The organism is Actinomadura sp. CNU-125 (assembly GCF_001942465.1).
Taxonomy (GTDB): domain Bacteria; phylum Actinomycetota; class Actinomycetes; order Streptosporangiales; family Streptosporangiaceae; genus Spirillospora.
On record NZ_MKJY01000233.1, the window covers coordinates 40,781 to 58,582 of the forward strand.

18 protein-coding genes and 2 pseudogenes are annotated in these 17,802 nt (G+C 72.9%); 15 read left to right on the forward strand and 5 right to left on the reverse strand.

Annotated features, from left to right (window positions below):
• Nucleotides 1-117: 117 nt before the first annotated feature.
• On the forward strand, nucleotides 118-1,032 hold the full coding sequence (locus BJF79_RS25760) for a LysR family transcriptional regulator (protein WP_075901166.1): 915 nt from the start codon (nucleotides 118-120) through the stop codon (nucleotides 1,030-1,032).
• Nucleotides 1,033-1,099: 67 nt separating this feature from the next.
• Complete coding sequence (locus tag BJF79_RS25765) at nucleotides 1,100-1,579, forward strand: inorganic diphosphatase (protein ID WP_143220165.1); 480 nt, start codon at nucleotides 1,100-1,102, stop codon at nucleotides 1,577-1,579.
• A 21-nt stretch (nucleotides 1,580-1,600) separates the two neighbouring features.
• Here the strand turns inward: BJF79_RS25765 and BJF79_RS61610 are convergent, their stop codons facing one another.
• The 4 genes from BJF79_RS61610 to BJF79_RS25795 all read right to left on the reverse strand — a co-directional run bounded on the left by BJF79_RS61610 (nucleotide 1,601) and on the right by BJF79_RS25795 (nucleotide 5,917).
• The gene (locus BJF79_RS61610) at nucleotides 1,601-3,385 is read right to left on the reverse strand and encodes a DUF72 domain-containing protein (RefSeq protein WP_262402581.1); all 1,785 of its coding nucleotides are present in this window, start codon (nucleotides 3,383-3,385) and stop codon (nucleotides 1,601-1,603) included.
• On the reverse strand, nucleotides 3,378-3,794 hold the full coding sequence (gene pcaC, locus BJF79_RS25785) for a 4-carboxymuconolactone decarboxylase (RefSeq protein ID WP_262402582.1): 417 nt from the start codon (nucleotides 3,792-3,794) through the stop codon (nucleotides 3,378-3,380). Before pcaC ends, BJF79_RS61610 begins: the two co-directional genes overlap by 8 nt.
• A 58-nt stretch (nucleotides 3,795-3,852) precedes the next feature.
• Nucleotides 3,853-4,941 (reverse strand): dihydrodipicolinate reductase, encoded by a 1,089-nt coding sequence (locus tag BJF79_RS25790; protein WP_083733904.1) that lies wholly within the window; start codon nucleotides 4,939-4,941, stop codon nucleotides 3,853-3,855.
• A 94-nt stretch (nucleotides 4,942-5,035) separates the two neighbouring features.
• Complete coding sequence (locus BJF79_RS25795) at nucleotides 5,036-5,917, reverse strand: NAD(P)-dependent oxidoreductase (RefSeq protein ID WP_083733906.1); 882 nt, start codon at nucleotides 5,915-5,917, stop codon at nucleotides 5,036-5,038.
• A gap of 532 nt (nucleotides 5,918-6,449) precedes the next feature.
• On the opposite strand from BJF79_RS25795, the pseudogene BJF79_RS67280 reads away from it, so the two are divergent.
• The 11 genes and pseudogenes from BJF79_RS67280 to BJF79_RS25835 form a co-directional block, all read left to right on the forward strand.
• Nucleotides 6,450-6,533, forward strand: a pseudogene (locus BJF79_RS67280) (NAD(P)-binding domain-containing protein); the annotation flags it as partial.
• A 22-nt stretch (nucleotides 6,534-6,555) separates the two neighbouring features.
• Nucleotides 6,556-7,290, forward strand: coding sequence for an NAD(P)-binding domain-containing protein (locus BJF79_RS25800; protein WP_262402583.1), 735 nt, complete (start codon nucleotides 6,556-6,558; stop codon nucleotides 7,288-7,290).
• 39 nt (nucleotides 7,291-7,329) lie between these two features.
• Nucleotides 7,330-7,926, forward strand: coding sequence for an SDR family NAD(P)-dependent oxidoreductase (locus BJF79_RS25805; protein ID WP_262402584.1), 597 nt, complete (start codon nucleotides 7,330-7,332; stop codon nucleotides 7,924-7,926).
• A pseudogene (locus BJF79_RS61615) lies at nucleotides 7,878-8,189 on the forward strand (SDR family oxidoreductase); the annotation flags it as partial. The gene BJF79_RS25805 and the pseudogene BJF79_RS61615, both read left to right, overlap by 49 nt.
• A 40-nt stretch (nucleotides 8,190-8,229) precedes the next feature.
• Nucleotides 8,230-8,415, forward strand: coding sequence for a ferredoxin (locus BJF79_RS25810; RefSeq protein WP_316043433.1), 186 nt, complete (start codon nucleotides 8,230-8,232; stop codon nucleotides 8,413-8,415).
• 63 nt (nucleotides 8,416-8,478) lie between these two features.
• The gene (locus BJF79_RS25815) at nucleotides 8,479-9,843 is read left to right on the forward strand and encodes a cytochrome P450 (protein ID WP_075901172.1); all 1,365 of its coding nucleotides are present in this window, start codon (nucleotides 8,479-8,481) and stop codon (nucleotides 9,841-9,843) included.
• Nucleotides 9,844-10,095: 252 nt separating this feature from the next.
• On the forward strand, nucleotides 10,096-11,514 hold the full coding sequence (locus BJF79_RS25820; RefSeq protein ID WP_262402585.1) for an MFS transporter: 1,419 nt from the start codon (nucleotides 10,096-10,098) through the stop codon (nucleotides 11,512-11,514).
• Between the two features lie 191 nt (nucleotides 11,515-11,705).
• Nucleotides 11,706-12,701 carry an OB-fold domain-containing protein gene (locus BJF79_RS61620; protein ID WP_262402586.1) on the forward strand — a complete coding sequence of 332 codons (996 nt, stop codon included), beginning with the start codon at nucleotides 11,706-11,708 and terminating at the stop codon, nucleotides 12,699-12,701.
• Between the two features lie 119 nt (nucleotides 12,702-12,820).
• A complete protein-coding gene (locus tag BJF79_RS67285; RefSeq protein WP_410050139.1) occupies nucleotides 12,821-13,405 on the forward strand; it encodes a thiolase family protein in 585 nt (194 codons plus the stop codon).
• Nucleotides 13,402-14,388 (forward strand): alpha/beta hydrolase, encoded by a 987-nt coding sequence (locus tag BJF79_RS25830; protein ID WP_262402587.1) that lies wholly within the window; start codon nucleotides 13,402-13,404, stop codon nucleotides 14,386-14,388. The genes BJF79_RS67285 and BJF79_RS25830 overlap by 4 nt, the downstream gene beginning before the upstream one ends.
• A 1-nt stretch (nucleotide 14,389) precedes the next feature.
• On the forward strand, nucleotides 14,390-14,932 hold the full coding sequence (locus tag BJF79_RS25835; RefSeq protein WP_075901176.1) for a DoxX family protein: 543 nt from the start codon (nucleotides 14,390-14,392) through the stop codon (nucleotides 14,930-14,932).
• 38 nt (nucleotides 14,933-14,970) lie between these two features.
• Here BJF79_RS25835 and BJF79_RS25840 read toward each other — a convergent pair whose 3' ends face one another.
• Nucleotides 14,971-15,621 (reverse strand): TetR/AcrR family transcriptional regulator, encoded by a 651-nt coding sequence (locus tag BJF79_RS25840; RefSeq protein WP_075901178.1) that lies wholly within the window; start codon nucleotides 15,619-15,621, stop codon nucleotides 14,971-14,973.
• A gap of 75 nt (nucleotides 15,622-15,696) precedes the next feature.
• On the opposite strand from BJF79_RS25840, the gene BJF79_RS25845 reads away from it, so the two are divergent.
• Together BJF79_RS25845 and BJF79_RS25850 are read left to right on the forward strand one after the other, a co-directional pair.
• Nucleotides 15,697-16,560: an acyl-CoA dehydrogenase family protein gene (locus tag BJF79_RS25845; RefSeq protein ID WP_075901180.1), complete on the forward strand. Its 864-nt coding sequence runs from the start codon at nucleotides 15,697-15,699 to the stop codon at nucleotides 16,558-16,560.
• Entirely contained in the window at nucleotides 16,557-17,705 is a 1,149-nt protein-coding gene (locus BJF79_RS25850) for an acyl-CoA dehydrogenase family protein (RefSeq protein WP_075901182.1), read from the forward strand. Before BJF79_RS25845 ends, BJF79_RS25850 begins: the two co-directional genes overlap by 4 nt.
• The last annotated feature ends 97 nt before the right edge of the window (nucleotides 17,706-17,802 follow it).

A 17,802-nucleotide genomic window follows, 5' to 3' on the forward strand; every position in this document is an offset into this window, starting at 1 on the left:
GGCGATGTCCACGACGTCCCTCCTAGCGATGCCATTAACCTTGGGGCACCCGGGCGTAATCTGGGAAATCGATTCCCCAGATGCCTGTTATCCATAGAGCGAATGGATGCTTCCGCCGTGAACCTGGCCAGCCTCGACCTGAACCTGCTCGTGGCCCTGCGCGCCCTGCTGGAGGAGCGCAACGTCACCCGGGCGGGGCGGCGCATCGGCCTCAGCCAGCCCGCGACCAGCGCGGCGCTCGCCCGGCTGCGCCGCCATTTCGGCGACGAGCTGCTGGTCCGGACGGGCAACAACTACGAGCCGACGCCGCTCGGCGCGGCCCTGCAGGCGCCCGCCGCGAACGCCTGCGTGCTGCTGGAGCGCCTGTTCACCAGCCGCGCGGAGTTCGATCCCGCGACCGAACGGCGCGAGTTCACGATCATGGCGTCCGACTACGCGGTGGCGGTGTTCGGTGCGGCGCTCGCCCGCGCCGTGCACGCGGCGGCGCCCGGGGTCCGGCTGACGTTCCGGCAGGTCGGCCCGGAGATCGGCGAGAACACCGACGCGCTGCTCAGCGCCGTGGACGGGCTGCTGATGCCGCACGGCGTGATCAGCGGCTTCCCCACCGTCGAGCTGTACCGGGACGAGTGGGTGTGCCTCGTGGCCGCCGACCATCCCGAGATCGGCGACGCCCTCACCCTCGACGACCTCGCCCGCCTGCCGTGGGTGGTCTACCAGCGGCCCTACGATGCCCCGGCGGCGAGGCAGCTCAGCATGCTCGGCCTGGAGCCCCGCGTGGAGGTGTCGGTGCAGAACTTCCAGCTGATGCCGTCGCTCGTCGCGGGGACCCGGCGGCTCGCGCTGATCCAGCGCCGGCTCGCCGGACTCCTCGCGCCCGTCGCCGCCGTCCGCGCGCTGCCGTGCCCGTTCGAGGCGGTGCCGGTCCAGGAGGCGCTGTGGTGGCATCCCGTGCACACGCACGACGCCGCGCACACCTGGCTCCGCGCACTCGCCGCCCGGACGGCCGCCGCGTTCATCGGCGGATCGGCGTGACCGAACCGGTTTCGGGACGTTCTCAGCGGCGAACTCCCTGATGAGAGCGCGTCGCGAGGGGGAACCGGTGGAAACCGAGATGATCGTCGAGATTCCGCGTGGATCGCGGAACAAGTACGAGATGGATCACCGGCTCGGGCGGATCCGGCTGGACCGCATGCTGTTCACCTCGACGCAGTACCCGGTCGACTACGGCTACATCCCGGGCACCGTGGCCGAGGACGGCGATCCGCTCGACGCGATGGTCCTGCTGGAGGAACCGACGTTCCCCGGCTGCCAGGTCACCGTCCGCAGCGTCGGGGTCTTCTGGATGCTGGACGAGAAGGGCCCGGACGCGAAGATCCTCGGCGTCCCGGCCCGCGACGTCCGCTACGAGGGCATCCGCGACCTGGACGACGTCCACGGGTACATCCTCGACGAGATCGGCCACTTCTTCGACATCTACAAGAGCCTCGAACCGGGCAAGAGCGCGGACGTCCGGGGCTGGCAGGACCGCGAGGTCGCCGACCGGGAGATCGCCGACTCGGCCGGACGCGCGGGCCGCTGACCCGTCGGTGCGGGCGATCCGTCAGAAGAGCGTCGGCGGCCCGGCGGGCTCCGGCTCCGGCAGCGGCTCCAGTTCGGGCACCAGCGCCCGCACCTCGTCGTGGAAGCGCCGGGCGAGTTCGAGCGCCTCGGCGTTGTCGGGGGTGTGGACGAACACGGTCGGCGTGCGGCCCTCGCGCAGCCAGCCGGCGACCGTCGCGGCCCAGTCCCGCCAGCCCTCGACGGTGCGGTCGGCGTCGTCGCGGCCGAGGTAGCGGACGATCGGACGGCCGGTCAGCGCGGCCGCGCGCCGCGGCATCCGCGGTTTCTTCAGCCACGCGTCCCGTTCGGCGTCGCTGGTCGGCGGGGTCCGGAACAGGGTGGTGGTGTCGAAGGGGACCCATTCGGCGCCCGTCTCGCGGAGCGCCCGCTCCAGGAGCCCCGCGGCCCGGGCGTCCTCGAAGAACGCGCGGTGCCGCACTTCGACGGCGTACCGGTGCGACGCGGGCAGCCGCCGGAGGAACCGCACGAGCGTCCCGACGTCGCCCGGCCCGAACGAGCCCGGCAACTGCACCCACAGCGCGTGGGCGCGCGGGCCGAGCGGCTCGATCGCGTCGAGGAACGCGCGCAGTTCGTCGTCGGCGCCCGCCAGCCTGCTCCCGTGCGTGACCGGTTTCGGGAGCTTCAACACGAAGCGGAAGTCGGGGGACGTCTGCCGCGCCCACGATTCGACCGCGTCCCGCGACGGGGTCGCGTAGAAGGTCGTGTTGCCCTCGACCGCGTTGCACCACGACGCGTAGGCGCGCAGGCGCTCGTCGGCGGGCAGCGCGCGAGGCAGGTAGCGCCCCTGCCACGGGGCGAGGTTCCACATCGCGCATCCCACATGAAGCCGCACGGCCCCGACGTTATCGCGCGATCCCGTCATCCCGCCGCCGCGAGCGCCTTCACCCGCCGGACGACCGGCCCGCCCAGCGGGCGATGTCGGTCTGGTCGCGTCGGGACCGAGGTCTTCGGCCGCCGCCGCCCACAGTTCCACGGCGGCCCGGCCGAAGGGCAGCGGGGTGCCCTGCGCCTCGGCCAGTTCGGCCGCGATCCGGATGTCCTTGAGCATCAGCGACAGCCCGAACCCGGAGTCGTAGCGGTCGTTGAGGACGAAGTTCGGCCACTTGACCTCGGTGGACGCGCAGCGGCCGCTCGACCGGTTGATGGCGTCGATCATCACCGCCGGGTCGAGGCCGAAGCGGCTCCCCGCCCGCATGACCTCGGCGGTCGCGAGCAGGTGGGAGGCCGACAGGAGGTTGTTGAACGCCTTGAGGGCGTGCCCGGCCCCGACCTCCCCGGCGTGCACGACGGCGCCGCCGAGCACGTCCAGGACCGGCCGGACGCGGTCGACGTCGGCGGCGGCGCCCCCGGCCATGATCGTGAGCGTCCCGCCCTCGGCGCCCTTCACCCCGCCGGAGACCGGCGCGTCGACGAACGCGACGCCGCGCTCCGCCGCGCGGGCCGCGACCTTCTGCGTGGACAGCGGACGGCTCGACCCCATGTCGAGCAGCGTCGGGCCCGCTTCGAGCACGTCGAGCAGCCCGTCGACGACGCCCTCGACGATGTCGCTGTTCGGCAGCATGAGCACCACGGCGTCGGCGCCTCTGGCGGCGTCGGCGGGCGATCCGACGAGAACGAGGCCGTCCGGGAGGGCGGCGGCGGGCGGCGGCGCGGGGTCGTGGCCGAGCACCCGCAGCCCGGCCTCCGCCAGCCGCCCGGACATCGGACGCCCCATGTGGCCGAGGCCCACGAACCCGACCGTGCGGATCGGCGCGCGCTCACTCATGGTCCTGCCGCCCCTCCGCGCCGCGCAGTTCGTCGAGCACGCGCTCGGCGGTCCGGAACGACTGCATCGCCGCCGGGACGCCGCAGTACACCGCCGTCTGGAGCAGCGCCTCCCGGATCTCCTCCACGGTGCAGCCGTTGGTGACCGCCGCGCGGACGTGCACCGCGAACTCGTGGTCGCGGCCGAGCGCCGTCAGCATCCCGAGGTTGATCAGGCTGCGGGTGCGCCGGTCCAGGCCGTCGCGGGTCCACACCGCGCCCCAGCAGTACTCGGTGACCAGTTCCTGGACGGGCCGCGCGAACTCGCTCACGCCCGCCATGGAACGCTCCACGTGCTCGGCGCCGAGCACCTCCCGGCGGGTCGCCATGCCCTGCTCGAAACGGGACGGATGCGCGTCGGTGACGCTCAAGGGCTGCTCCTCGGACTCGGTGACACCGGGGGACCGGTGGTCGGCGGGCGGGCCGCGCTCAGCCGAGCGCGGCGACGATCTGCGGCAGGTCGGCGGTCGTGCGGATGCCCGGCTCGGCGGCGCAGACGAACGGGACGGCGTTGACGGCGCGGTGCGCGGTGTAGCCGGGGGTGGTGGCGGCCATCCGGTCGAGCGGCACGGGGAACCGCAGGTCGACGTCCAGGGGCGTGTCGCCCTCCATCGCGATGTGCCAGCCGGTGTCCCGGACGTCCCAGTCGGCGTCGAGGTCGGTGGTGCAGTACCAGGTGGCGCGGAAGCGCAGCAGGGGCCGCCCGTCGCGGACGCCGTCGACCGTGATGCGCTGGCCGGCCACGGTCCCCGCCGGGATCTCCCCGGCGGCGATGCGGATCGTGCGGGGCGCGGTCGCGACCTCCCCGGACGCCTCCAGCGAGTCCAGCGGCAGCCCGAGTGCGTCGGCGACGAGTTCCAGGGACGGGCCGAAACTGACGCGCCCGTGGGACAGCCGGCGTTCGTCCATCTCGGCGGGCGGCTTGCCGAACCCCATGACGTCGAACAGCAGCCCGGGGGAGTCGCGCTTGGACAGGTCGGCGAACTCGCTGATCGTCAGCCGGTCGAGCCGCCGCTGGATCGAGGTGAGCACCAGCGGGACGGCCTCGGTGATGAACCCGGGGCTGCTTCCGGTGCTGTGGATCGAGGCGCCGCCGCGCTCGCAGGCCGCCTCGACCCGCTTGCGGACGTCGGGGTCGATGCTGTCCGGGCGGTGGAACTCGCCGCGCGTCGTCACGATGTTCACGCCCGCCTCCAGCAGCAGGCACACCGTGTCGAAGTCGCAGGCCCGCGGCATGTACAGGACGCAGTCCGGCCGCGAGGCCAGGATCTCGCCGACGTCGCCGGTGGCGGCGACGCCGGTGGGGCCGAGGCCGCACAGCTCCCCGGCGTCCTTCCCCGCCTTGGCCGGAGAGTGGACGTACGTTCCGGCCAACGTCAGGGTCGGGTGCTCGATCACCGCGCGCAGCGCCCGCGTGCCGATGTTCCCGGTGGCCCACTGGACGACGCGGTACCGCGGCCGTCCGTCCCGTCCGTCCACCGGCGGGACGGCCGGGTCGTCATGCGGCGTCTCGGGCATGTGCTCGCACCTCGCTCTCGAATAACGAGAACGTTAATCTCGCAAGCGGAGATGGTCAATGCCGCATCGGTCCGGGAACCGGCCGCGTGCCCCGCTACCTGGGATGTTCCATGATCCCCAGGGCGTCGTCGGCCGCCCGCATGACCGGTCCCGCCGGGACGCCCGCCGCCTCGGCGACCGCGGCCAGCAGCCGCGCGTCCTTCTGGAGCAGGGCGCCCGCGCGGGACGCCATCGGGTCGAGCGTGCCGCCCGCCGCCGCGACCCGCCCGAGCGCGAAGCTCGTCCCGCTGCCGTGGGAGACGACCTCGGCGAGCCGGGCCGGGTCGATGTCCAGCGACCGGCCGAGCGCGAGCGCGCCCGCCGCCGTCGCGAGGTTCGCCGTGAACAGCACGTTGTTGAGCAGCTTGGTCAGCTGCCCGGACCCGAGCGGGCCGAGGTGGACGATCGGGTCGGCGTACGTCGCGAACACCGGCCGGCAGCGCTCGACGGCCGCCGCGTCGCCGCCCGCCATCACCAGCAGGTGCCCCTCGGCGGCCGCCTGGCCGCCGCCGCTGACCGGCGCGTCGACCACGGACACGCCGCGCGCGGCGGCCGCGTCGGCGAGCCGCCGGCAGGTGTCGGGGTGCACGGTGCTGTGCACGACGATCACGCCGCCCTCCGCGAGCCCGGACAGGATGCCGTTCTCGCCGGTGACGACCTGCTCGACGTCGGCGTCGTCGATCACGCAGACGCAGGCGACGTCGCAGTCCGCGGCCATCGCGGCGGGGGACTCGGCGACCTTCGCGGCGGTGTCGGCGAACGGTTCGAGGGAGCCGGGGCGGCGCGCCCACAGCGTTGTCGGATGCCCGGCCTCGACGATCCGGCGCGCCATCGGCCCGCCCTGGCTGCCCAGCCCGACGAAGCCGACGCGCGCCTTCGCCGCGGGCGTGCTCCCGGGCGATGTTCCGGGCTGGGGGGTGGATGTCGGTCCGCTCATCGGCGTTCCTCCTCGGACGGAGTGTCTGAAACGTTCTGCGATCTCGGCGTCGGCGTCGGCGTGGCGGCGCAGGCCGCGCCGCCTGTGCGAAGGCCTGCCGCTGGGGTGCCGCCGGGGTGCGTGCGTGGACGGACGGGAGCGCGCGCTCCGGGCACGGGGCGTCCCACGGCGAAGGAAATCAGCCGACCGTCGGGCAGTCAACAGCCCCGGGACGCCCCGGACGGGCGCGCGTGCACGACCCGCGAGACCGTCCCGGAGCACGGGCGGATGGGCCCGCAGCAGCACCTCAAAACCACTCTGACCAGCAACGATGCCCCAAGGTGAAAAGGGCGGCCCGGCCCCGGCCGCATCCGGCCGATGCATGCTCGATCAGGCGATTGAATCAGTGTTCATCGAGGTGACCTATTGCTCAAACCGTTGAGCGTGGCTAGTGTCGCGGTCACCTGAGTCTCCCCACCGGGGGATCGACGTCGACCGGGACGGCCGCCATGTGCCGGGGCCCGCGACGACCACGCGCGAACAGGAGCAGCCGATGCGCCTCGGATTCGTCGGAGCGGGCCGGATGGGCCGTCCGATGGTGGACCGCCTCGTGCGGGCCGGTCACGAGGTCCGCGTGCTCGGCCGGACGGCCGACGGCGGTGCGGGCGCTCGCCGCGGCCGGGGCCCACCCCGTCGCCGCCGCCGCGGACGCCGCGGAGAACGCCGACGCCGTCCTGGTGAGCGTCTTCGACGACGCCCAGGTCCGGGAGGTGTGCGTAGACGGCCCGCTGCCGGACCGGATGCCGCGCGGATCGGTCGTCGTCGTCCACACCACCGGCGACCCCGACACCGCCGCGGCCGTCGCCGACCGCGCCGCCGCCCGGGACGTCCACGTGGTCGACGCCCCCGTCAGCGGCGGGCCGCACGACATCGCGGCCGGGCGGATCTCCCTCTTCGTGGGCGGCGCCGACGACGCCGTGGCCCGGGTACGGCCCGCGCTGCGCTGCTACGGCGACCCGGTCCTGCACGTCGGCGCGCTCGGCGCGGGCCAGCGCGTGAAGCTGCTCAACAACGCGGTGTTCGCCGCCCAGATCGGGCTGCTGGCCGAGGCGCCCGCTCGCCGCGGCGTTCGGCGTCGACGAGCCCGTCCTGCTCGACGCCGCGGGCACCGCAGCGCGGCGAGCCGGGCCCAGGCGGGCGTCGCCTCCCGCGGCTCGGTGGCGCGGTTCGCCGAGGCGGTGGGCGGGTTCCTCGGCAAGGACATGGACGTCGTGCGGCGGGTCGCCGCCGAGCACGGCGCGGACCTCGGCGCGCTGGGCGGGGGCCTGGACGCGCTGGCCGGTGCGCTGGACGCCGCCGCCGGCGAGCGCACCACAACATCTACCGCCGGTTGACGGCAACCGGACGTGAGAGCGGGAAAGGGACGACGCCACATGGGACGTGTCGAGGGGAAGGTCGCGTTCGTCACGGGCGCGGCGCGCGGGCAGGGACGCAGCCACGCGGTGCGGCTGGCCGAGGAGGGCGCCGACATCATCGCGGTCGACCTCTGCCAGGACATCGAGACGGTCGGCTACAAGCTGGCCTCGCCGGACGACCTCAAGGAGACGGCCCGGCTGGTCGAGGCCGCCGGACGGCGCGTCGTGGCGGTGCAGGCCGACGTCCGCGACGCCGCGCAGCTCGCCGACGCCGTGGACCGGGGCGTCCGCGAGCTCGGCCGGCTGGACGTCGTCGTCGCGCAGGCCGGCATCGCGCCCCTGCACGGCAACCCGCCCTTGCAGGCGTGGACGGACGTCATCAACGTCAACCTGGTCGGGACGATCAACGCGATCCAGGTCGCGCTGCCGCACCTCGGCGAGGGCGCCTCGATCATCGCGACCGGGTCGGCGGCGGCGCTGATGAACATGGGCATGGTGCAGAACCCCGGGTCGAACCCCGGCGCAGCGGCTACGCGTTCACCAAGCGGGCGCTGTCGGAGTACGCGCACGAACTCGGCCGCAACCTCGCGCCGCTCAAGATCCGGATCAACGTGATCCACCCGACGAACTGCAACACGCCGATGCTGCAGAGCGCGCCGATGTACCGCTCGTTCCGTCCGGACCTCGAGAACCCGACCCGCGAGGACGCCGAGCCGGCGTTCGCCGTGCAGCAGGCGTTCCCGATCTCCTACGTGGAGCCGGGCGACATCAGCGACACCGTCCTCTTCCTCGCGTCGGACGAGTCGAAGTACGTTACCGGAATGCAGATGCGGGTGGACGCGGGCGGCTATCTGAAGTGGCACGACTACCACGTCTGAAACCGATGCCGATTAACAGGTAGGAGGAAAGAGCGTGAAGGTGCGCGTCGATTCGGAACGGTGCCAGGGCCACACGCTCTGCGCGATGATCGCTCCGGAGATCTTCGAGCTCCGGGACGTCGACGGTCACTCGTCCGTCGTGCAGGAGGACGTCCCGCCGGACCAGGAGGAGCAGGTCATCGAGGCCGTCAATTCGTGCCCGGAACGCGCGATCTCCATCTCCTGACGGCGCGGTGTCCGGCTCCCGCCGCGATGACTCCGACCTCTAGTGACTTTGGAGAAAGGCAATATGGGTGCGGATGACGTCGTCAAGGACGACGATCGTAAACAGCTGCGATACCACTTCGACCGGCACACGCCCGAATATCGCGGCCGGTTCGAGGCGATCACGGAGGAGATGCACGAGAAGTGCCCCGTCGCGTGGTCGGAAACCTACGGCGGCCACTGGGTCGCGGCGGGCAACCGCGAGGTGTTCGAACTCGCCCGGTCCGCCGACAAGGTGTCGAACGACCATGACATCAAGGGCGAGCGGCGCGGCTACCAGGGCATCTCCATTCCCACGCCCGAACGGGGCAAGGGGAGCACCGGCGGCTTCCTGGAAATGGACCCGCCCGCGCAGCGGTACTACCGGCAGGCGCTGAACCCGTACCTGTCGCCGGCCGCGATCAACCGGTGGATCCCGGTGATCGACGAGCTGGTGCGCGCGTGCCTCGACGAGAAGATCGAGAGCGGCCGCATCGACTTCGTCGACGACCTCGCCAACGTCGTCCCGGCGGTCCTCACGCTGGGCATGATGGGCATCCCGCTGAAGGACTGGGTCGTCTACAACGAGCCGGTGCACGCCGCCGTGTACACGCGGCCCAACACGCCCGAGGCGGAGCGGGTCGCCGAGATGCACAAGGACATGGGCCGGCACCTGGTCGGCCAGTTCTTCGAGATCCAGAAGAACCCGCGGCCGGGGCTGATCGACCAGATCGCACGGATCAAGATCGACGGCGAGCCGCCGGACTTCATGGACCAGGTCGGGGCGCTCGGGCTGATCATCGGCGGCGGGTTCGACACCACGACGGCGCTCACCGCGCACGCGCTGGAGTGGCTGTCGGAGAACCCCGCGGAGCGCGACCGGCTCAGCCGCGAGCGCGACACCCTGCTGAACTCGGCGACCGAGGAGTTCCTGCGCTTCTACAGCCCCGCACCGGGCGACGGGCGCACGATCTCGGCCGACTGCGAGATGGTCGGGACGCGCTTCAAGGAGGGCGACCGGCTCTGGCTGTCGTGGGCGATGGCGAACCGGGACGCCGAGGTGTTCCCGGAGCCGAACACGATCGACCTCGGCCGCAAGAACAACCGGCACAGCAGCTTCGGGATCGGCATCCACCGGTGCATCGGCTCGAACGTCGCGCGCACGGTGTTCAAGCGGATGCTGCTGCAGGTGCTCGACCGGATGCCGGACTACCGGTGCGACGCCGAGGGCGCGGTGCACTACGACACCATCGGCGTCATCAACGGGATGCGCAACCTCCCGGCGACGTTCACCCCCGGCGAGCGGCTGGGGGCGGGGCTCGACGAGACCATCGCGCAGATGCAGCGGATCTGTGACGAGCAGGGGCTCGCCGAGCCGGTGACGGTCCGGAAGGCACAGGCCAAGATCTGATCGGCGTCCCGGCGCGCGTACCCGCCGGGGCACAGGGGCCGGTGCGGTCGTCGGCGCGGCGACCGTACCGGCCCGTTGCCGTGCCCGTCCGTCGTGATCCGGAAGCCGGAGTGCTGTGCATCCTGCATAAATTGTGCATTCGCCATACCATATGTATGGTGCACAGGCCAAACCGTTCCGGATAACCGAATAAGAGGTGCGTGCATCGTGGAGGTCTCCGCGTCCCGGGGGCGGCCCGGAGGAATCGTGGGCGTGCTGGCCGTCGCCGGCATCGTCGCATCGCTCATGCAGACGCTCGTGGTGCCGCTGATCGGGGAACTCCCGCGGCTGTTCGGCACCACGGCGTCCAACGCCGCGTGGGTGGTCACCGCGACGCTGCTGGCCGGCGCCGTCGCGATGCCGGTCACCGGGAAACTCGGCGACCTGTACGGCAAGCGGCGCATGCTGCTCGTCCTGATGATCCCGCTGATCGCCGGGTCGATCGTCTGCGCGCTGTCGGGCTCCGTGGTCCCGATGATCGTCGGGCGCGGGCTGCAGGGCGTCGGCATGGGCATGATCCCGCTCGGCATCAGCGCGCTGCGCGACCTGCTGCCGCCCGAGCGGCTGGGGTCGGCGATCGCGCTGATGAGCTCGTCCATGGGCATCGGCGGCGCCTTCGGGCTGCCGCTGTCGGCCGCGGTGATCGAGAACGTCAGCTGGCGCGCGCTGTTCTGGGGGTCGGCCGGGCTGAGCCTGCTGGTGGCCGCGCTGATCTGGTTCCTGGTCCCGGACGTGCCGGCCCGCGGCGGCGGGCGCATCGACGCCGTGGGCGCCGTCGGCCTGGGCGGCGGGCTGGTGTGCTTCCTGCTCGGCGTGTCCAAGGGCTCCGACTGGGGCTGGACGAGCGCCGCCACGATCGGGCTGCTCGCGGGCGCGGTCGTCCTCTTCGTCCTCTGGGGCCTCTGGGAGATGCGGGCGCGCGACCCGCTGGTCGACCTGCGCGTCACCGCCCGCCGTCCCGTGCTGCTGACGAACGCGGCCTCGATCATGATCGGCTTCGCGATGTACGCGCAGGCGCTGATCGCCCCGCAACTGCTGCAGATCCCGGAGGCCGTCGGGTACGGCCTCGGCCAGTCGATGCTGGCCGCCGGGCTGTGGATGGCACCGGGCGGCCTGATGATGATGCTGGTCTCCCCGTTGGGCGCCCGGCTGTCGGCCGCGCGCGGGCCCAAGGTGACGCTCTGCGTCGGTGCGCTGATCATCGCGCTCGGCTACGGCTCCTCGGTGCTGCTGACGGGCTCGACGTGGGGCGTGGTCGCGTTCACCTGCGTCATCAGCATCGGCGTCGGCTTCGCGTACGGGGCCATGCCCGCGCTGATCATGAGTTCGGTGCCGCGCTCGGAGACCGCCTCGGCCAACAGCTTCAACACCTTGATGCGCTCGATCGGCACGTCGGTCGCGGCGGCCGTGGTCGGCGTCGTCCTCGCCGAGATGACCGTCACGATGGGCGGGCACGCCCTGCCGTCGGAGAACGGATTCCGCGTCGGCCTGCTGATCGGCTGCGGCGCCGCGCTGGTCTCCGCGCTGATCGCGCTGACGATCCCGGGCCGCCGCCCGGCGACCGGCGGTCCGGGCGAGGAGGCCGCCGGCAGCGCCGTCCCGGCCGGTGCCGGGGCCGCGGCGAAGTCCTGACCAGTCCTGACCAGTCCTGACCGCGGTCCCGTGCGCCGTGCGCCCCGATCGCCTCGCTGTTCACAGATGAGCCTCGCATCAGTAGGATCAACGACGATCCAGGAAAATGAACGACAATTCAATGCACTTGAAGGCCATGACGCGGGAGTGCGGGCGGCATGGCGTCGGGCGGCATGGAGTGAGGAGGCCCCGTGGGCGGCAGCGCGACCGGTGGCGATGCGGGCGGCGTCCCGGGGCGGCCCCTGCCCCGGCTCACCCCCGAGACCGAGTTCTTCTGGACGTCCGGTGCGGACGGGCGGCTGCGCGTGCAGGAGTGCGAGGCGTGCGCGGCCCTGATCCACCCGCCGCAACCGGTATGCCGGTATTGCCGCGGCACGAAGATGGGCGTGCGGGGCGTCTCGGGGTTCGCGACCCTCATCGGGTTCACCGTCAACCACCGGTTCAGCCTCCCCGGCCTCCCGGCGCCCTACGTCGTGGCCCACGTCGCCCTCGAAGACGACCCGCGCGTGCGCCTCACGACCAACGCCGTCGAATGCGACCCGGCCGAACTGAAGCTCGGCATGCGGATGGAGGTCGTGTTCGAGCAGGCCGAGGACGTGTGGCTGCCGCTCTTCCGGCCCGCCGCGGACCAGGGCGCGGCGCCCGCCGAACTCCCCGCTGACGAGGTCGAACCGGAACGGATGGCGAGCCGCGTCCGTCCGATGCTCACCGCCGACAAGTTCGAGGACCGGGTCGCCCTCACCGGCATCGGCGCGTCCGAACTCGGCCGCCGCCTGATGGTGGATCCGCTGTCCCTCACCGTGCAGGCGTGCGAGCGCGCCGTCGCCGACGCCGGGCTGACGCTGGACGACATCGACGGGCTGGCCACCTATCCCGGCGCGGGCATGGTCGGCGGGTTCGGCGAGGGCGGCGTGACCGCGCTCGAATCCGCGCTGGGCCTGAATCCGACCTGGTACAACGGCGGCATCGAGACGTTCGGGCCGGGCGGCTCGCTGATCGCGGCGATGCTCGCGGTGGCGGGCGGGCTCGCCCGCCACGTCCTGTGCTTCCGGACGCTGTGGGAGACCACGCACGGGGAGCGGATGCGGCTGGGCGGCGCGGGAGCGGGCGGCGGCGGCCGGGTGGAGGGCGCCGCGAGCTGGCGGATGCCGTTCGGGTCGACGTCGCGGCGCACACCCTCGCGCTGAACGCCCAGCGGCACTTCCACCGGTACGGCACCACGCGGGAGACGCTCGGCTGGATCGCGCTGAACCAGCGGGCGAACGCCGCCCTCAACCCGACGGCGATCTACCGCTCGCCGATGACGATGGACGACTACCTGGAGGCGCGGCCGATCACCACGCCGTTCGGCCTCTACGACTGCGATGTGCCCTGCGACGGCGCCGTCGCCGTGATCGTGTCGGCGGTGGACGCCGCGCGGGAGCTGGCGAAGCCGCCCGTCCTGGTGGAGGCGGTCGGCACGCAGATCACCGAGCGGATCGACTGGGACCAGAGCACGCTGACCCACGAGCCGCAGGTGCTCGGCCCCGCCGCCCACCTGTGGACGCGCACGTCCCTGCGGCCGTCCGACGTGGACGTCGCGCAGCTCTACGACGGGTTCACCCTCAACTGCCTCTCCTGGATCGAGGCGCTCGGGTTCTGCGGCATCGGCGAGGCCAAGGACTTCCTCGACGGCGGCAAGAACATCGCACGGGACGGCGTCCTGCCGCTGAACACCCACGGCGGGCAGCTGTCGCACGGTCGGACGCACGGCATGGGGCTGGTCCACGAGGCGGTCGTGCAACTGCGCGGGGAGGGCGGGGAACGGCAGGTGCCGGGCGCGCGCGTCGCCGTCGTGAGCAGCGGCGGCCTCACTCCCGGCGGGACGATGCTCCTCAGGGCGGACGCATGACGTTCGGCGAACGCGCTCGGAACGCGCCCCCGCGGGACGGCGGCGCGAACGGGGACGCCCCCGGCGGCTCGGCGGCGCCCCCCGTGGCCGACATCGTGGTCGATGCCGTGGTCGACGTCGACGGAGTCCCGATGTCGGCGCTCGTCGCGGCGGTGCCGCGGCCGCGCGCGATCGTCCTCGCGCTGCACGGCGCGGTGAGCCCCGCCTACTTCGACGCGCCCGGGCATCCCCGGCTGTCGCTGCTGCGGACGGGCGCGGCGCTCGGCTTCACCGTCGTCGCGCTCGCCCGCCCCGGCTACGGCGCGTCCGCCCCGCACGCGGAGCGGGTGGCGCCCGCCGAGCGGCGGGTCGACCTCGCGTACCGGGCCGTGGACGCGCTCGTCGGGCCGGGCCCGCGGGGTGCGGGGCTGTTCGTGCTGGCGCACTCGATCGGCTGCGAGCTGGCGGTCCGGATGGCCGCCCGCGGGAACGGGGACGGGCTGCTCGGCCTGGAGATGTCCGGCACCGGCAGGCGGCACCACGAGGCCGCCGCCGGGCTCCTCGGTCCCGGGAACGGGAACCGGCTCCCGCCGCCCGGGGCGATCCGCGACCTCATCTGGGGGCCCTCGCACCTGTACCCGGAGGACGTCATCGGGCATCCGGCCCTGCAGTCGCGGTCGCCCGCGTACGAGGGCGACGTGGTGCCGCCCTGGCCGTCCCGCCTGCCGGAGCTGGCGGCCCGGGTGCGGGTCCCCGTCCGCTACACCCTCGCCGAGCACGAGACCGTGTGGAGTCCGGGCCGGGCCGCGCTGGACGACGTCGCGGCGCTGTTCACCCGGTCGCCGCGCGTCCTCGCCGACGAGCAGGCCGGCGGCGGCCACAACCTGAGCCTCGGGTTCGCGGCGGCGGCCTACCACCTGAAGGCGCTGGCGTTCGCCGAGGAGTGCGCGTCGGCGAGCACCCGATCCGACGTCACGTCCGATGACGACCAGACAGGAGAATGAGATGCCGGAAGCCGAGGCGGTGGCCCTGCTGGCCGTGCGGCTGGTCGTGGGGATCACGATGATCCTGCACGGCCACAATCACTGGCGGGGCGGTGGCCGGATCGAGGGCACCGCGGGCTGGTTCGAGGGGCTCGGGCTGCGGCACGGCAAGCTGCAGGCGTGGCTGAGCGTGCTCACCGAGATCGGCGCGGGCGCGCTGCTCGTCGTGGGCCTGCTGACGCCTCTGGCCTGCGCGGCGATCGTGTCGGTGATGCTCGTCGCGGGACTGCTCGCCCACCGGTCCAACGGATTCTTCGTGTTCAAGGACGGCTACGAGTACGTCCTCGTGCTGGCGGTCGCGTGCGTCGCGCTGGGGACGCTGGGGCCGGGCTCGATCTCGATCGACGCCGCGGCCGACATCGAGATCACGGGCTGGGCGGGCGGCGGCATCGCGCTCGGCGTGGGGATCGTGGCGACGGCCGGTCTGCTCGCCGCGTTCTGGCGTCCCGAGCGCGAGCCCGCCGCGCAGGCGGAGGCGCAGGCGGAGGGGCGGGCGACGGCCTGAGCCCGGGGGCCGGGCGCCGCCGGCACCGGCGGGCCCGGCTACTCTCCGCCGGCGGAGATGCCGCGCAGGCAGAACTGCCAGATCTCCGGCGCGGTCACCGGACCGGCGGGGCCGCCGGTGCCGCCGCTGCTGTGCGCGGAGAAGATGACCGTCTGCATCACCAGGGCCGCCTGGCGGCGCGGGCGGCCCGACCGCAGGACGCCCGCCGCGGCGGCGTCCTCGACGAGTTCGGTGAAGACGTCCAGCATGGGGCGGTGCGCGGCCGCCACCTGGGGCGGGTGCGTGACGAGCAGTTGCAGGGCGAAGTCGCTGAAAAGCGGGCGGCGGACCCCCGGAGGGCAGCACTGCCCGTACAGGGTCTCGACCGCGGCCTGCAGGCGCGGCAGCGGACCGCGCCGTTCCTCGGCGGCCTTGCGGACCTCGGCCGCCCCGACGACCAGGGCGTCCTCGAACAGGGCGAGCAGCAGCTCGTGCTTGCCGTCGAAGTGCTGGTAGAAGCTGCGCAGCGACTGCTTGGAACGATCGACCACCTCCTGCACGGTGAAGTCGGTCGTCCCCTTCTCCGCCATCAGCTCCTGCGCGGCGTCGAGGAAGCGCTGCACGCGCTGCTCGGCGCGGAGTTTGGCGGCTCGGGTGGAGCGCTCGACCGCGCGTCGGCGCCAGGCGGGTTCTTCCGCGACCTCGGACATCTCGCAGATGATACTCGCGTAAGGCGAAATATGAGACTCTTACTTACAAAGAAAGAGAATGATATTCTCGCGCGCATGGAGTTCGAGTTCGATGAGGACCAGCGGCTGCTCCAGCAGATGGTCCGCGAGACGGTCGCCAAGTCGCGGTCGCGCCCCGAGGACGAGCTGTGGGCCGCCTACCGTGAGCTGGGCTGGCTGGACGCCCCGCCGGTGGAGCTGGCGATCGTGCTGGAGGAGCTCGGGTACGTCGCGGACCCGACCCCGTTCCTCGCCACCGCGACCTGGTTCGCCCCGCTCGCCGGACGGCCGCCGCGCGGCTCGGGGACGGCGGTGTGCGACGGGACCGGCCGGTTCGTCCTGGACGCCGACCGGGCGGACGAGATCGCGCTGGTCACGGCGGACGGCGTCGTGATCGTGGACGGCGCCGACGTGGCCGCCGAGCGCGCCGACACCTTCGACCCCACCCTGCACCTCGCCCACGTGACGGCGCGGCCGGACGGGCCGGGCCTCGCCGCCGGGGTCCCCGACCTCGCGCTGATGGGCCTTGCGATCACCGCGGTCGGGAGCTGCCGCCGCATCCTGGACATGGTCGTCGCGCACGTGAAGGACCGGCACCAGTTCGGCGTCCCCATCGGCTCGTTCCAGGCCGTCAAGCACAAGGCGGCCGACATGCACGTCGCCATCGAGCGAGCCCGGGCGCTGGCCTACTTCTCCGCCCTGACGATCGCCGAGGACGACCCGCGCCGCGGCCGCGCGGCGGCGATGGCCAAGGCCGCGGCCGGCGAGTGCCAGCGGGTGGTGTTCCGTAACGGCCTCCAGCTCTACGGGGCCATGGGATTCACCTGGGAGAACGAGCTGCAGATCCATCTCAAGCGGGCGAAAGCCTGCGACCTGCTGCTGGGGACGGCGGCCGAGCACAGGAAGGCGCTGCTGCGATGAGGCTGGGTTCCGACCCCCGGGTCGAGGCGTTCCGCGCCGAGTTCTCCGCGTTCCTGGACGCGCACCTGCCGACCGAGGCCGAGGCGGTGCCGCGGTCGAAGTCGAGCGCGGACGTCCCGGAGTGGGCGCGGCGGTGGCAGCGGACGCTGTTCGACGCGGGCTGGCTCCTGCCGGGCAACCCGCCGGAGTTCGGCGGGCGCGACGCGACGCTGCCCGAGCAGCTCGCGCACCTGGAGGAGCTGTCCCGGCGGCGGATCTACCACAGCTGGAACCCGCAGGGCCTCGGCATCATCGCCGCGTCGATCCTCACGTTCGGGACCGCCGAGCAGAAGCGGAGCTGGGCCGTCCGCATCCTGCGGGCCGAGATCACCGCGGCGCTCGGGATGAGCGAGCCGGGCGCCGGGTCCGACCTCGCGGGGCTGCGGACCAGGGCGGTCCTCGACGGCGACGAGTTCGTCGTCAACGGGCAGAAGGTGTGGACGTCGGGCGCCCACGACGCCGACGTCGTGCTGACGTTCGTCCGCACCGACCCGGACGCGCCCAAGCACAAGGGCATCAGCGTCCTGCTGATCCCCACCGACTCGCCGGGCCTGGTGCGCCGCCCGTTCGGGTCCATCGCCGATCCCGACGACCTCGACTTCAACGAGGTCTTCTTCACCGACGTGCGGGTGCCGAAAGAGAACCTGATCGGTGAGCTGAACAAGGGCTGGGGCGTCGCCCACGGCTCCCTCGGCCACGAGCGGACGCTGCTGTGGCTGAGCTTCGCCGAGCGGCTGGAGGACCTGGTCCGGGACGCGCCCAGCGACCGGGAGTGGTACGCGACGCTGCAGATGGACCTGCAGGCGCTGCGGCTGCTCGGCTACCGCGCCCTCGGCGGCGCGGGCGATCCGGCGGAGCTGTCGGTGCTCAAGCTCCTCGGCTCCGAGGCGGTCCAGGCCGCGTCGCTGCACGCCCTGGAGGAGCGCGGCGCCGAAGGGCTCGTCCACCCGGAGCGGACCTCCCCGCCCAACCACATGAACGCCGAGCCGTTCTCGTCGAGCTGGTTCGAAAGGTACGCCCGCAGCTTCGCCGGGACGATCGCGGGCGGCACGTCCGAGATCCAGCGCAACATCATCGCCGAGCGCGTCCTCGGCCTGCCCAGATGAGCCCCAGACAAGGAGACGCGATGGACCAGATCCTGTACGAGGCCGCCGACGGCGTCGCGGTCATCACGCTGAACCGTCCCGAGGCGGCCAACGCCCA

Coding starts and splice junctions, on each gene's coding strand:
- BJF79_RS61610 (WP_262402581.1), bottom strand. CDS start 3,385: ATGAGTGAGCGCGCGCCGATCCGCACGGTCGGGTTCGTGGGCCTCGGC.
- BJF79_RS25790 (WP_083733904.1), bottom strand. CDS start 4,941: ATGCCCGAGACGCCGCATGACGACCCGGCCGTCCCGCCGGTGGACGGA.
- BJF79_RS25795 (WP_083733906.1), bottom strand. CDS start 5,917: ATGAGCGGACCGACATCCACCCCCCAGCCCGGAACATCGCCCGGGAGC.
- BJF79_RS25805 (WP_262402584.1), top strand. CDS start 7,330: ATGGGACGTGTCGAGGGGAAGGTCGCGTTCGTCACGGGCGCGGCGCGC.
- BJF79_RS25815 (WP_075901172.1), top strand. CDS start 8,479: ATGGGTGCGGATGACGTCGTCAAGGACGACGATCGTAAACAGCTGCGA.
- BJF79_RS67285 (WP_410050139.1), top strand. CDS start 12,821: ATGGACGACTACCTGGAGGCGCGGCCGATCACCACGCCGTTCGGCCTC.
- BJF79_RS25830 (WP_262402587.1), top strand. CDS start 13,402: ATGACGTTCGGCGAACGCGCTCGGAACGCGCCCCCGCGGGACGGCGGC.
- BJF79_RS25835 (WP_075901176.1), top strand. CDS start 14,390: ATGCCGGAAGCCGAGGCGGTGGCCCTGCTGGCCGTGCGGCTGGTCGTG.
- BJF79_RS25840 (WP_075901178.1), bottom strand. CDS start 15,621: ATGTCCGAGGTCGCGGAAGAACCCGCCTGGCGCCGACGCGCGGTCGAG.
- BJF79_RS25845 (WP_075901180.1), top strand. CDS start 15,697: ATGGAGTTCGAGTTCGATGAGGACCAGCGGCTGCTCCAGCAGATGGTC.
- BJF79_RS25850 (WP_075901182.1), top strand. CDS start 16,557: ATGAGGCTGGGTTCCGACCCCCGGGTCGAGGCGTTCCGCGCCGAGTTC.